Origin of the sequence: Streptomyces sp. NPDC079020 (assembly GCF_044542225.1) — a bacterium.
Taxonomy (GTDB): Bacteria; Actinomycetota; Actinomycetes; order Streptomycetales; family Streptomycetaceae; genus Streptomyces.
Genome location: NZ_JBITUB010000015.1, coordinates 40,121 through 53,742 on the forward strand (window position 1 = coordinate 40,121; position 13,622 = coordinate 53,742).

Annotated in this window: 10 protein-coding genes; 1 reads left to right on the forward strand and 9 read right to left on the reverse strand. The window is 71.6% G+C overall.

The features are described 5' to 3' along the window. Positions 1-65 precede the first annotated feature (65 nt). The 8 genes from ACIGJO_RS27515 to ACIGJO_RS27550 all read right to left on the reverse strand — a co-directional run bounded on the left by ACIGJO_RS27515 (position 66) and on the right by ACIGJO_RS27550 (position 11,038). Entirely contained in the window at positions 66-1,088 is a 1,023-nt protein-coding gene (locus ACIGJO_RS27515; protein WP_399962529.1) for a Gfo/Idh/MocA family oxidoreductase, read from the reverse strand. Beyond that, a complete protein-coding gene (locus tag ACIGJO_RS27520; RefSeq protein ID WP_399962531.1) occupies positions 1,085-2,194 on the reverse strand; it encodes a DegT/DnrJ/EryC1/StrS family aminotransferase in 1,110 nt (369 codons plus the stop codon). Before ACIGJO_RS27520 ends, ACIGJO_RS27515 begins: the two co-directional genes overlap by 4 nt. Positions 2,195-2,221: 27 nt before the next feature. Then, entirely contained in the window at positions 2,222-4,036 is a 1,815-nt protein-coding gene (locus tag ACIGJO_RS27525; RefSeq protein WP_399962534.1) for a stealth family protein, read from the reverse strand. 307 nt (positions 4,037-4,343) lie between these two features. Further along, the gene (locus tag ACIGJO_RS27530; RefSeq protein ID WP_399962536.1) at positions 4,344-6,473 is read right to left on the reverse strand and encodes a 3-hydroxyacyl-CoA dehydrogenase NAD-binding domain-containing protein; all 2,130 of its coding nucleotides are present in this window, start codon (positions 6,471-6,473) and stop codon (positions 4,344-4,346) included. Continuing rightward, on the reverse strand, positions 6,470-7,699 hold the full coding sequence (locus tag ACIGJO_RS27535) for a thiolase family protein (protein WP_399962538.1): 1,230 nt from the start codon (positions 7,697-7,699) through the stop codon (positions 6,470-6,472). The genes ACIGJO_RS27530 and ACIGJO_RS27535 overlap by 4 nt, the downstream gene beginning before the upstream one ends. Positions 7,700-8,118: 419 nt before the next feature. After that, entirely contained in the window at positions 8,119-9,393 is a 1,275-nt protein-coding gene (locus tag ACIGJO_RS27540; protein WP_399962540.1) for an HRDC domain-containing protein, read from the reverse strand. 114 nt (positions 9,394-9,507) lie between these two features. Further along, complete coding sequence (locus ACIGJO_RS27545) at positions 9,508-10,170, reverse strand: response regulator transcription factor (protein ID WP_266924933.1); 663 nt, start codon at positions 10,168-10,170, stop codon at positions 9,508-9,510. A 208-nt stretch (positions 10,171-10,378) separates the two neighbouring features. Beyond that, on the reverse strand, positions 10,379-11,038 hold the full coding sequence (locus ACIGJO_RS27550; RefSeq protein ID WP_399962542.1) for a DUF3000 domain-containing protein: 660 nt from the start codon (positions 11,036-11,038) through the stop codon (positions 10,379-10,381). A gap of 92 nt (positions 11,039-11,130) precedes the next feature. Between ACIGJO_RS27550 and hemE the strand changes: the two genes are divergently transcribed. Further along, a complete protein-coding gene (gene hemE / locus ACIGJO_RS27555; RefSeq protein WP_399962544.1) occupies positions 11,131-12,204 on the forward strand; it encodes a uroporphyrinogen decarboxylase in 1,074 nt (357 codons plus the stop codon). Positions 12,205-12,234: 30 nt separating this feature from the next. On the opposite strand, the gene ACIGJO_RS27560 is transcribed toward hemE, so the two are convergent. Next, complete coding sequence (locus ACIGJO_RS27560) at positions 12,235-13,617, reverse strand: FAD-dependent oxidoreductase (RefSeq protein ID WP_399962546.1); 1,383 nt, start codon at positions 13,615-13,617, stop codon at positions 12,235-12,237. Positions 13,618-13,622 lie beyond the last annotated feature (5 nt).

The following is a 13,622-nucleotide window of genomic DNA, read 5'->3' on the forward strand; positions in this document are numbered from 1 at the left end:
AGACGCCGGAACGACTCCGTCGGGCCCGGGGCCCCTGCCGGGCGGGGCCCCGGACACCGGACGGGTCAGACGGAGGCCAGTGGCAGGCCGGACGTCAGGTCGATCGCGGTCCGGCTCGCGGCGGCCGCGAGCACGGCCTCGGCCACCGCGACGGTTCCGGTGGCCTGCTCCAGCGTCACGATGTCGGCCTCCTTGCCGAGCACCGCGTCGCGGAAGGTCTCGTGCTCGACGAGCAGCGGCTCGCGCTTGACGATCGCGTACCGCGTCACATCGCCCTCGGAGACGCCCCGGAACTGCCGCAGCCCCTCCCACTCGGTGGGCTGCGAGCCGTTCGCGTAGAACCACAGGTCGGCGGTGAGGGTGTCGGCCACGAAGCAGCCGTGCTCACCCGTCACGATGGTGACCCGCTCCTTGAGCGGGGACAGCCAGTTGACGAGGTGGCTGGTGACGGCCCCGCCCGACAGATGCCCGACGAAGGCCACCATGTCCTCGTGCGGCCGGCCGCTGCGCGACACGGTCGCCGCACTCACCGACTCGTAACGGCTGCTGGTGAGCCAGGCGGTCAGGTCGATGTCGTGCGTGGCCAGGTCGTACACCACGCCGACATCGGCGATCCGGGCCGGGAAGGGGCCCTGACGGCGCGTCACCACCTGGTGGACATCGCCGAGTTCACCGAGGTCCAGCCGGGTGCGCAATTCGCGCAGCGCGGGGTTGAAACGCTCGATGTGACCGACACCGGCCACCAGCCCGCGCTCACCGAAGGCACGGGTGATCCGCTCGGCGGACTCCACCGAAGGGGCGATCGGCTTCTCGATGAGGGCGTGGATGCCCCGTTCGGCCAGGTCGAGCGCGACCTCCTCGTGCAGGGCCGTGGGGCAGGCGACGACCGCGTAGTCGATGCCCTCGGCCGCCAGCTCGGCGACCGACCGCACCACGGGCACGCCCGCGGGGGCGCTGTCCGGGCCGGCCACCGGGTCCGCCGCGGCGACGAGGTCGACGCCGTCCAGGCCGTGCAGGACGCGGGCGTGGTTGCGGCCCATCGAGCCGAGGCCGATCAGTCCGGCCCGCAGCGGCTTCGGGGTGCTCATACGCGGGCCTCCATGACCTCGTTGACGGTGGCGGCCAGGCGGTCCAGCTCCTGCGGCGTGAGCATCGGGTGCACCGGGATCGACAGCGCCTCCGCGGCGGCCCGCTCGGTCTCGGGCAGCTCGCCGACGGCGTAGCCGAGCACCTTATCGCCCGTCCGGAACGGTGTCAGGCGGTGCACCGGAGTGGGGTAGTACACGGCATTGCCGACGCCCCGCTCCAGCAGCTCGCGGGAGACCGTGTCGCGGTCCTTGCCGCTCCGGTCGCCGATCCGGACCGTGTACTGGTGGTAGACGTGCTCCGCGCCCGGTGCCACCGGCGGGGTGACGACCCCGCGCAGCCCGGCGTCGAGCGCTGCCGCGTTCGCGCGGCGCTGCCGGGTCCAGGTGTCCAGACTGCGCAGCTGTACGCGGCCGATCGCGGCGGCGACATCGGTCATCCGGACGTTGAAGCCGACGATCTCGTTGGCGTACCGCTGCTCCATGCCCTGGTTGCGCAGCAGGCGCAGGGTCCGCGCCACCGCCGCGTCGCCCGTGGTGATCATGCCGCCCTCAAGGCTGTGCATGTTCTTGGTCGGGTAGAAGCTGAAGCAGGCGGCCGCGCCGAACGCGCCCACCGGCGTGCCGTCCAGGGAGGCGGCGTGGGCCTGTGCCGCGTCCTCGACGATCGCGAGACCGTGCCGCTCGGCCAGCGCGGTGAGCGGGCCCATCGCGGCCGGGTGCCCGTAGAGGTGCACGGGCATGATCGCCGCGGTGCGCGGGGTGATCGCGGCCTCGGCGGCCTGCGGGGAGAGGCAGAAGCTGTCGCGCTCGATGTCCGCGAAGACCGGGGTCGCGCCGACGAGGCGGACCGCGTTGGCGGTGGCCGCGAAGGTGAAGGAAGGAACGATCACTTCGTCGCCGGGACCGATGCCGAGCGCCATCAGCGACAGGTGCAGCGCACTGGTACCGGAGTTGACGGCGACGCAGTGCCGGCCGTCGACGAACTTCGAGAACTCCTCCTCGAAGGCGGCGACCTCGGGGCCCTGCGCGACCATACCGCCGCGCAGTACGCGCACGGCGGCCTCGATCTCGTCCTCTCCGATCACCGGAGCTGCTGCGCGGATCATGCGCTGGTCATTCGTCATCGTTCCACTTCACAAAGGTCGGGGTGCTGGGTGCTGCTCGGACCGCTGCGCCGTCTGCCGGTTCGCGGGAGGCGGCGGGGAGTCCGGTCCGGATCTCTCGTAGGGGCTGGGTACGGGGAAGTAGCTCTCCAGGAACGTCTTGAGCATCGACGTGCGGGCTTCCGCCGTATCGGGGTCGTCGACCGTGTCGTTGATGCAGAAGGTGTGGTAATCGCGCTGGGCGAGCAGCCGGTTGAGATGCCGCCCGGTGTTGGGCGCGGCCAGGTCCAGATAGGTGTAGCGGATCTTGCCGGTCACCGAACGGCTCGTCTGCTGCCCGTAGTAGTGGTGCAGCGAGGAGGTGATCGAGAGGTCGCCGGGGCTGCGGAACTGCGAGTGCTGCGTCAGCAGATGCTCGGCCGCGTAGCGCTCCTCGATCTCCTGGAGGATGTCGCGGCGCAGCGAGTGCGGCACGTGCTTCATCTTCCTGGTGAGGACCCGGTCGAAGGTCCCGGCGATGACGACGCGATTGTTCTTCGCGGCGACCTCGGAGGGCGGGTCCTGCGGCGAGGACGGGGTCATCGGGACCAGCGCGTTCGAGGGGAAGTACTTCGAGAGCCCGTTGGCGTGGAAGAACTCGCCCGGCGTGACGCTGCGGCCGAGGAAGACGTCGTCGTTGAAGTACAGGAAGTGGTCGGAGAGCCCGGGGATGTGGTGCAGCTGGCTCTCGATGGCGTGCGAGTTGAAGGTCGGCAGCGCCGAGGCTTCGGTGAAGATGTCGCGGTGGTGGACGACCTTGATGCCGGGGTGTTCGCGGTTCAGCCAGGCGGGTGTCTGCCCGTCCGTGACCAGGTAGATGGTGCGCAGCCAGGGCGCGAACTGGTGGAGCGAGCGCAAGGAGTAGCGCAGCTCGTCGCGGCTGGTGAAGCGGGCCGCGCTGATGGCCTGCTCGTGGTAGTCGGTCCGGCCCAGCGCGGTGGCCCGGCGGCGGATCCACTCGGGATCGGCCCCGTCGACCCAGGTGTAGACGGCGTCCACCGGGAAGGTGACCTCGTCCGGCAGGGAGAGCGTGAACTCCGAGCGGGTGGTCACCTGCGGCGGGGCGTCCACCGCGCCGCTGACCGGGCCGGTGAAGTGACTGACCGGGACCTGTACGGGACTCTCGGCGGCGACCACGGCGGTGGCGGTGAGGTTGGGGACGGGGGCGATCAGCAGCCCGTCCTCCTCGGCCCAGAACTCGATCGCACAGGCGTGGTTGGGGCCCAGCGTCCACCGCCCGTGGGAGTCGGTGAGCAGCCACCAAATGCGCAGAACCGTTTCTGCGTCGAGCTGCGACCAGGAGCCCCGTTGGTCCGCGCGCAGCGGCCGGCCGCCCTCCGGGCCGCCCGCGAGCAGGGCGCCCTCGGCGAGCGCGCTCACCCGCAGGGCCCGTTCGGTCCGGCCGCGCTCGCTCGCGGGGACCGCGACGGCGGTCATCGTGACGGAGTTGCCCCGCACGCAGAAGTGCGGGATGCCGTGCCGCTCCAGTACGTCGCAGACGCGCAGGAGGTTGGTGGCGCGGGCGACGGAGGGGGTGAGGCCTTCGGTGATCCCGGCGGCGCGGACCTTGCGTCCGGACCAGACGAGCCGCACCCCGGGCCGCCGCGCTTCCCGGCGCAGGCGCCTGCTGAACCGCAGGCCCAGCTGCTTGCGCAGACCGCGCCAGGCGCTGCCCAGACCCGCGAGACCGTGCTGGAGGAGCAGCCGGCCGTTCGCGGGGAAGATCCTGACGAGCCGTTGTCTCAGCGCGTGGGGGAGGACTCGCCGGTAGAGGCGTACGAGGGTGGACGTCTCGGGATTGCCCATCGCTCGACTACCTCGTGCTTCCCCCCGCTCGGCCTCTCGGCGAGCAACCAGTACCTGTGACGGCGACGCGCGGGTTTGCCCGGTCCGGCGGATCGTGGGGGTGGGGCGTCCACCGTTCGGTACGGCCGAGTGAAGCAAACGTGTCGCAGGGGTGAAGATTAACAAAAAAATAAGGTTGAGACTGCAAGGAAAAGGTTCCGATCCGGCTACGTTTCGGACTTTTCGTCAATGAAAGCGGGCCGTACGAGTGACTCGTACGGCCCGCTGGGGTCATGCGTGTGTGCCTTTGGTGAAGGTGTGCCGCGTGTTACGCGGGAACGCTCGCCACACCCTGCGGCAGGAACTTCCTGCCGTTCACCCGCTCCGAGACACCCGCCCGGTCCAGGTACGGCGTGATGCCGCCCAGGTGGAAGGGCCAGCCCGCGCCGGTGATCAGGCACAGGTCGATGTCCTGGGCCTCGGCGACGACGCCCTCGTCCAGCATCAGGCCGATCTCCTGCGCCACCGCGTCCAGGACACGGTCACGGGTCTGCTCCTCGGACAGGACCACATCGCCCTGCTTCAGGAGCGTGGCGACCTCCGGGTCCAGCTCCGGCTTGCCGGAGTCGTACACGTAGAAGCCCCGCTTGCCCGCCTTGACCACGGCCGCCAGGTTCCCGGAGACGGTGAAGCGGTCCGGGAAGGCGCGGTTCAGGGTCTCGGAGACATGCAGGCCGATGGCCGGGCCGACCAGCTCCAGGAGCACCAGCGGGGACATCGGCAGACCGAGCGGCTCGACGGCCTTCTCGGCGACCTCGACCGGGGTGCCCTCGTCGATGACGTTCTGGATCTCGCCCATGAAGCGGGTGAGGATGCGGTTGACGACGAACGCCGGGGCGTCCTTCACCAGCACCGCGGTCTTCTTCAGCTTGCGGGCCACACCGAACGCCGTGGCCAGCGCGGCGTCGTCCGTCCGCTCACCGCGGACGATCTCCAGCAGCGGGAGGATCGCGACCGGGTTGAAGAAGTGGAAGCCGACGACCCGCTCGGGGTGCTTCAGCTTCGACGCCATCTCGGTCACCGACAGCGAGGAGGTGTTCGTGGCGAGGATCGCGTGCGCCGGGGCGACCGCCTCGACCTCCGCGAACACCTGCTGCTTGACGCCGATCTCCTCGAAGACGGCCTCGATGATGAAGTCGGCGTCGGCGAAGCCCTCGGCCTTGTCCAGCACACCGGAGACCAGGCCCTTGAGGCGGTTGGCCTTGTCCTGGTTGACACGGCCCTTGCCGAGCAGCTTGTCGATCTCGGCGTGGACATAGCCCACACCCTTGTCGACGCGCGCCTGGTCGATGTCCGTGAGGACGACCGGCACCTCCAGCCGGCGCAGGAACAGCAGGGCGAGCTGCGAGGCCATCAGCCCCGCGCCCACGACGCCGACCTTGGTGACCGGGCGGGCCAGCGACTTGTCCGGGGCCCCGGCCGGGCGCTTGGCGCGCTTCTGGACCAGGTTGAAGGCGTAGATCCCGGAGCGCAGCTCGCCGCCCATGATCAGGTCCGCGAGGGCCCGGTCCTCGGCGTCGAAGCCCGCGCCCAGGTCGCCGTCCTTGGCCGCGGCGATGATCTCCAGCGCGCGGTACGCGGCCGGGGCCGCACCGTGCACCTTGGAGTCGGCGATCGCCTTGCCGCGGGCCACGGCCTGGTCCCAGGCCTCCCCGCGGTCGACGTCGGGGCGCTCCACCGTGACCGTGCCGTTGAGCACGTCCGCGGTCCAGATCAGCGACTGCTCCAGGAAGTCCGCGCCCTCGAAGAGCGCGTCGGCGATCCCGAGCTCGAAGACCTGCTTGCCCTTGAGCTGACGGTTCTGGTTCAGCGAGTTCTCGATGATCACCGAGACCGCGCGGTCGGCGCCGATCAGGTTCGGCAGCAGTGCGCAGCCGCCCCAGCCGGGCACCAGCCCGAGGAAGACCTCGGGCAGCGAGAAGGCCGGGAGCGCCTTGGAGACGGTGCGGTACGAGCAGTGCAGACCGACCTCGACACCGCCGCCCATCGCAGCGCCGTTGTAGTACGCGAACGTCGGGACCGCGAGCGAGGAGAGGCGGCGGAAGACGTCGTGACCGCCCTTGCCGATGGCCAGCGCGTCCTCGTGGCGGCCGAGCAGCTCGACACCCTTGAGGTCGGCGCCGACGGCGAAGATGAACGGCTTGCCGGTGATGCCGACACCGGTGACCGCGCCCTCGGCGGCCTCCTTCTCGACCTGGTCGATGGCGGTGTTCAGGTTCGCCAGCGACTGCGGTCCGAAGGTGGTCGGCTTGGTGTGGTCCAGGCCGTTGTCCAGCGTGATCAGCGCGAACCTGCCCGCGCCCGCGGGAAGGTCGAAGTGGCGTACGTGCGCCTGCGTGACGACCTCACCGGGGAACAGCTCGGCCGCACCCTTCAGAAGCTCGGTGGTGGAGCTCACTTGCTGCCTCCGGCTGCGTTCTCGAAGTTCGGGTTCTCCCAGACGACCGTGGCGCCCATGCCGAAGCCGACGCACATGGTGGTCAGGCCGTAGCGGACCTCCGGCTGCTCCTCGAACTGGCGGGCCAGCTGCGTCATCAGACGCACACCCGAGGAGGCCAGCGGGTGACCGTAGGCGATGGCGCCGCCGTACTGGTTGACCCGCGCGTCGTCGTCGGCGATGCCGTAGTGCTCCAGGAAGGCGAGCACCTGCACGGCGAACGCCTCGTTGATCTCGAACAGACCGATGTCGTCGATCGACAGACCGGCCTTGGCCAGCGCCTTCTCGGTCGCCGGGATCGGGCCGTAGCCCATGACCTCCGGCTCCACGCCCACGAAGGCGTAGGACACGAGGCGCATCTTGACCGGGAGGCCCAGCTCACGGGCGACGTCCTCGGCGGCGATCAGCGAGGCGGTGGCGCCGTCGTTGAGCCCGGCGGCGTTACCGGCCGTCACCCGGCCATGGGCGCGGAACGGGGTCTTCAGACCGGCCAGCGACTCCATCGAGGTGCCCGGACGCATCGGCTCGTCGGCGGTGACCAGGCCCCAGCCCGTCTCTCCGGCCTCGGCGTTGGTGCGGCGCACGGAGACCGGCACCAGGTCCTGCTGGATCTTGCCGTTGGCGTACGCCTTGGCGGCCTTCTCCTGCGAACGCACCGCGTACTCGTCGGCGCGCTGCTTGGTGATCGTGGGGTACCGGTCGTGCAGGTTCTCCGCGGTCATGCCCATGAACAGGGCGGACTCGTCGACCAGCTTCTCCGATACGAAGCGCGGGTTCGGGTCCACGCCCTCACCCATCGGGTGGCGGCCCATGTGCTCGACACCACCGGCGACGACGACGTCGTACGCGCCGAAGGCGATGGAGCCGGCCGTCGAGGTGACGGCGGTCAGGGCGCCCGCGCACATGCGGTCGATCGAGTAGCCGGGGACCGACTGCGGCAGACCGGCCAGGATTCCGGCGGTCCGGCCCAGCGTCAGGCCCTGGTCGCCGATCTGCGTGGTCGCGGCGATGGCGACCTCGTCGATCCTGGCGGGGTCCAGATCCGGGTTGCGGCGCAGCAGCTCCCGGATGGCCTTCACGACGAGATCGTCGGCGCGGGTCTCGTGGTAGATGCCCTTCGGGCCCGCTTTGCCGAACGGGGTGCGGACGCCGTCGACGAAGACGACGTCCCGGATGGTACGAGGCACGATGGCTCTCCTCCAGGGTGCGGGATGGCACTGCTGCGGGGCGCGCCCACGGGCGCGCCGCCTGCCATCATGCTACTTGTGGGTAACCAGACTGCCCACCCCTCGTGGCCGGAGCGTCGAAGGTCACACCGGCGCGCGGGCGGCCACGGGGATCCGGGGGCGTCCACGAAGGCCCGGCCGGGCCCGCGCGAGGGGGTCACGGGCGCGCTTCGGGCTCTCGCGGCAGGGTGGCGCAACCTGGCGTGATTTCGCCCCTCCTCGACGGGCATTCGGAGCGCGGATCCGTGCTCAGGGGCATCGGCGGCGTCCGCTCCGGTGACCGGACCGGCTCCGTTCGCGTTCCGGGCGACCTGGAATCGCCGTACGGAAAGCGCCCCCCGGCCGGGGCCGGGGGGCGCATTGACGCGTGCGGTGGACGGTCAGCCGGTGGCGTCGAGCGCCCGGAGCAGGACCGGGCCGACCTGTTCGATCTGCCAGTGCCGTGCCCCGTACCCGGCGAGCGCGTCCTCGACGGCGCCCGGGGTGTGAATCTTGGGAGGCTCCCAGCACACCCGGCGCACGGTGTCCGGGGTGATCAGATTCTCCTGGGGCATGTGCAGCCGCTCGGCCAGCTCCGACACCGCCGCGCGGGCCGCCGAGAGCCGGGCCGCGGCCGCCGGGTCCTTGTCCGCCCAGGAACGCGGCGGCGGCGGTCCGGCGAGCTGCTGGCCGGGCTGCGGGAGCTCGGCGTCCGGCAGCGCCTTCGCCCGGTCCACGGCCGCCTGCCACTGCTCCAGCTGGCGCCGGCCCATGCGGTGGCCGAATCCGGGCAGTGCGGTGAGTGCCTGCACATTGACGGGCAGCGCGAGGGCCGCCTCCACGATCGCACCGTCGCCGAGCACCTTGCCGGGCGAGATGTCACGGCGCTGTGCGACCTGGTCACGGGCGTTCCACAGCTCCCGCACCACCGCCATCTGGCGGCGGCGGCGGACCTTGTGCATGCCCGAAGTACGGCGCCAGGGGTCCTTGCGCGGGGGAGCGGGCGGCGCCGAGGCGATCGCGTCGAACTCCTCCCGGGCCCACTCCAGCTTGCCCTGCCGGTCCAGCTCCTCCTCCAGGGCGTCGCGCAGATCGATCAGCAGCTCGACGTCGAGCGCGGCGTAGCGCAGCCAGGGGTCGGGCAGCGGACGGGTGGACCAGTCGACCGCGGAGTGGCCCTTCTCCAGTGCGTAGCCCAGCACGTTCTCGACCATGGCGCCCAGCCCCACACGGGGGAAGCCCGCGAGGCGTCCGGCGAGCTCGGTGTCGAAGAGCCCGGTGGGGATCATGCCTATTTCGCGCAGGCAGGGCAGGTCCTGGGTGGCGGCGTGCAGGATCCACTCGCTGTCGGTGAGGGCTTCGCCCAGGCCCGACAGGTCCGGGCAGCCGACCGGGTCGATCAGCGCACTGCCCGCGCCGGCCCGGCGGAGCTGCACGAGGTAGGCGCGCTGGCCGTAGCGGTAGCCGGAGGCGCGCTCGGCGTCGACGGCCACGGGGCCGGTGCCCGCGGCGAAGGCCGCGACCACCTCCGCGAGGTCGTCGTCGGACGCCACCACCGGGGGAATGCCCTCGCGCGGTTCGAGCAAGGGGATCGGCGCCGGGGCGACGTCGTCCGGGGGGGCGCCCCCGGTGGTTCGCAGTGAAGTGTCTGCTGCGGTCTCTTGGGCGTCGGTCACCTGTCAAGGGTATCCGTGCAAGCACGGCACCCGTCGACGGAACCTTCCGTCGACGGGTGCCGATGCACGTATTCCAGCCGGGGGCGCATCCGCGCACGTCCCGGCGCGGGCGGGTCAGTGGATGATGCCCGTTCGCAGGGCGACGGCGACCATTCCCGCGCGGTCTCCGGTGCCGAGCTTGCGGGCGATGCGGGCGAGGTGGGACTTGACGGTGAGGGCGGAGAGGCCCATCGAGACGCCGATGGCCTTGTTGGACTGGCCTTCGGCGACCAGGCGGAGCACCTCCACCTCACGGCCGGACAGTTCGCGGTAGCCGCCCGGGTGGCTCGGGGAACCGGGGGGCCGGCGGTGCATACGCGCGGCATTGGCGCCGATCGGGGCGACGCCGGGGCGGGTGGGGTGGCCGATGTTGGTCCGCGTCCCGGTGACGACGTAGCCCTTCACGCCGCCCGCGAGGGCGTTGCGAACGGCACCGATGTCATCGGCGGCGGAGAGGGCGAGACCGTTGGGCCAGCCTGCGGCCCGGGTCTCGGAGAGCAGGGTCAGCCCGGAACCGTCGGGCAGGTGGACGTCGGCAATGCAGATGTCGCGCGGGTTGCCGACGCGGGGGCGTGCCTCCGCGATGGACGACGCCTCGATGACGTCACGAACTCCGAGTGCCCACAGATGGCGGGTGACGGTGGAACGGACGCGCGGGTCGGCCACGACGACCATGGCCGTCGGCTTGGTCGGGCGGTAGGCGACCAGGCTTGCGGGCTGCTCTAGGAGAACGGACACCAGGCCTCCTGGGGAGTGGCGGGACGGGCCGGCTCGGGGATGAAGCCGGGGCGAACCGTGCTTGAAGGGTCATTGACCTCTTCGGCAGCAGACCCGTCCTCCTTTAGAGGAAGATCACGATTTGGTGAGTAACAATTCGGGCAAATAGGACATGCGATCGATTGTACGAAAAGAGAGCCGGTGCATGTGCGAGCCGAGTGACGGAGCGTCACGGAACCTGGGGTCCGCGCCGCTGTGGCAGCGTCACCACCGAGGCGTCCGCCGGACCCGAGGGCGGCAGGCCCGCGATCTGGCAGAGCAGATCACCCCACGCCATCAGGTGCGCCGCAGCGTCCGGCACCCCGCCGCGGCCCTCGCGCGGGGTCCACGAGGCGCGGATCTCGATCTGCGTCGCGGGGCGGCGCGTGGACAGCGCGCCGAAGTAGTGCGAGCCGGCGCGCGTCACGGTCCCCCCTGCCTCCCCGTACGAAAGACCCCGCGCGTCGAGCGCACCCGTCAGCCAGGACCAGCACACCTCGGGCAGCAGCGGATCGGCCGCCATCTCCGGTTCCAGCTCCGCGCGCACGAGCGTCACCAGGCGGAACGTGCCCTGCCAGGCGTCGTGCCCCGCCGGATCGTGCAGCAGTACGAGGCGGCCGTCGGCCAGATCGTCCTCGCCGTCGACGACCGCCGCCTCCAGCGCGTACGCGTGCGGGGCCAGCCGCTGGGGCGGCCGGGTCGGCTCCACCTCCAGTTCTGGGCGCAGCCGCGCGGCGCGCAGCCCGTCCACGGCCGACCGGAACGCGGGCGGCACGGAACTCCCCTCCGCACCGTCCTTGCTGTCAGCGCCATCGGAATGATCGGAAAATTGTCCCTGAGCCGGAGCCATGCGGGGAAGAGTAGGCGGAACCGGAGCCCGGCGCAGGGAGGGACACCCGTGCGAGGCCCGGCTCCTTCTGCGTGCGTGCGAAGATTCTGTGTGTGAGTGCCAACGACCGCCCTACGGGCCAGCAGACGACGACCTCCGCCACCCACGGGTCGGCGTTCCTCAAGGCGTGCCGGCGCGAGCCCGTGCCGCACACCCCGGTCTGGTTCATGCGCCAGGCGGGACGCTCGCTGCCGGAGTACCTGAAGGTCCGTGAGGGCATCGCGATGCTCGACTCCTGCATGATGCCGGAGCTGGTCACCGAGATCACGCTGCAGCCGGTGCGCCGTCACAAGGTCGACGCCGCGATCTACTTCAGCGACATCGTCGTACCGCTCAAGGCCATCGGGATCGACCTCGACATCAAGCCCGGCGTCGGCCCGGTCATCGCCGAACCGATCCGCACCCGCGCCGACCTCGCCCGGCTGCGCGACCTGACCCCCGAGGACGTCCCGTACGTCACCGAGGCCATCGGGATGCTCACCGCCGAGCTGGGCGGCACCCCGCTCATCGGCTTCGCCGGGGCACCGTTCACGCTCGCCAGCTACCTCGTGGAGGGCGGCCCGTCCCGCAACCACGAGCGCACCAAGGCCATGATGTACGGCGACCCGCAGCTCTGGGCCGACCTGCTGGACCGCCTCGCGGAGATCACCGGCGCCTTCCTGGACGTCCAGATCCGGGCCGGTGCCTCCGCCGTCCAGCTCTTCGACTCCTGGGTGGGCGCCCTGGCCCCCGCCGACTACCGCCGCTCGGTGCTGCCCGCCTCCGCGAAGGTGTTCGACGCCGTCGCCGGGCACGGGGTCCCGCGCATCCACTTCGGCGTCGGCACCGGCGAACTGCTCGGGCTGATGGGCGAGGCGGGCGCGGACGTCGTCGGCGTCGACTGGCGCGTCCCGCTGGACGAGGCCGCCCGCCGCGTCGGTCCCGGCAAGGCGCTCCAGGGCAACCTCGACCCGGCGGTGCTGTTCGCGCCGACCGCCGCGGTCGAGGAGAAGACCCAGGAGGTGCTGGACGCGGCCGCCGGGCTGGAGGGACACATCTTCAACCTGGGCCACGGTGTGATGCCGACGATGGACCCGGACGCGCTGACCCGGCTCGTGGAGTACGTGCACACCCGGACCGCCCGGTAGGCGTACCGGAGCACGCGAGGCCGGGACCCCTCAGGCGGTCCCGGCCCTGCGGACCGCCGCGCTCGCCTTGCGGGCCGCCACCAGGACCGGGTCCCAGACCGGGGAGAACGGCGGCGCGTACCCCAGGTCGAGCGTGATCATCTGATCGACCGTCATCCCGGCCGTCAGGGCCACCGCCGCGATGTCCACCCGCTTCGCCGCCCCGTCCCGGCCCACGATCTGCACGCCGAGCAGCCGGCCCGTGCGGTACTCCGCGAGCATCTTCACGGTCATCGGCCTGGCCCCCGGGTAGTAGCCCGCCCGGCCCGTGGACTCGATCGTCGCCGTGACGTACCGCAGCCCCACCGCCCGCGCGTCCTTCTCGCGCAGCCCGGTCCTGGCGATCTCCAGGTCGCAGACCTTGCTCACCGCCGTACCGACCACGCCCGGGAAGGTGCCGTATCCGCCGCCGGCGTTGGACCCGATGATCTGGCCGTGCTTGTTGGCGTGGGTGCCCAGCGCGATGTGCCGGGTGCGGCCCGCCACCAGGTCCAGGACCTCCACACAGTCGCCGCCCGCCCAGATGTCGTCGTGGCCCACGACGCGCATCGACAGATCCGTCAGCAGCCCGCCGTGCGGACCGAGCGGCAGGCCCGCCGCCCCGGCCAGCGTGGTCTCCGGCTCGACGCCGATGCCGAGCACCACCACATCCGCCGGGTAGGTCCGCGCGCCCGCCACCACCGCGTTCACCCGGCCGTCCGGGCCCGTGCGGATCCCGGTGACCGCCGCGCCGTTGACCGTCGTGATGCCCATGCCGTCCATCGCCTCATGAACGAGGGCGCCCATGTCCGGGTCGAGTGTCGCCATCGGCTGCTCGCCGCGGTTGAGCACCGTCACCTCGAAGCCCCGGTTCAGCATCGCCTCCGCCATCTCGACGCCGATGTACCCCGCGCCGACGACGACCGCGCGCCGCCCGGTGGCCCGGTCCAGGGAGTCCAGGAGCGCCTGGCCGTCGTCCAGGGTCTGCACCCCGTGCACCCCGGCCGCGTCCATGCCGGGCAGCGCCGGGCGCACCGGACGGGCCCCGGTGGCGATCACCAGTTTGTCGTAGCCCCTCCAGTACGTCTCGCCGCTCTCCCGGTCCAGCGCGCGCACCCGCCGCCCGGCCGCATCGATCTCCGTCACCTCGGTGCGCGTCCGCAGATCGATGCCGCGCTCCCGGTGCTCCTGGGGGGTGCGGGCGATCAGGTCGTCGCGCCGCTCGACGTCGCCGCCGACCCAGTAGGGGATGCCGCAGGCGGAGTACGAGGAGAAGTGGCCGCGCTCGAAGGCGACGATGTCCAGTTCGTCCGGACCCTTGAGCCTGCGGGCCTGCGACGCGGCGGACATGCCCGCCGCGTCGCCGCCGATGACCGCCAGTCGCTCCGCTGCCATGCCGG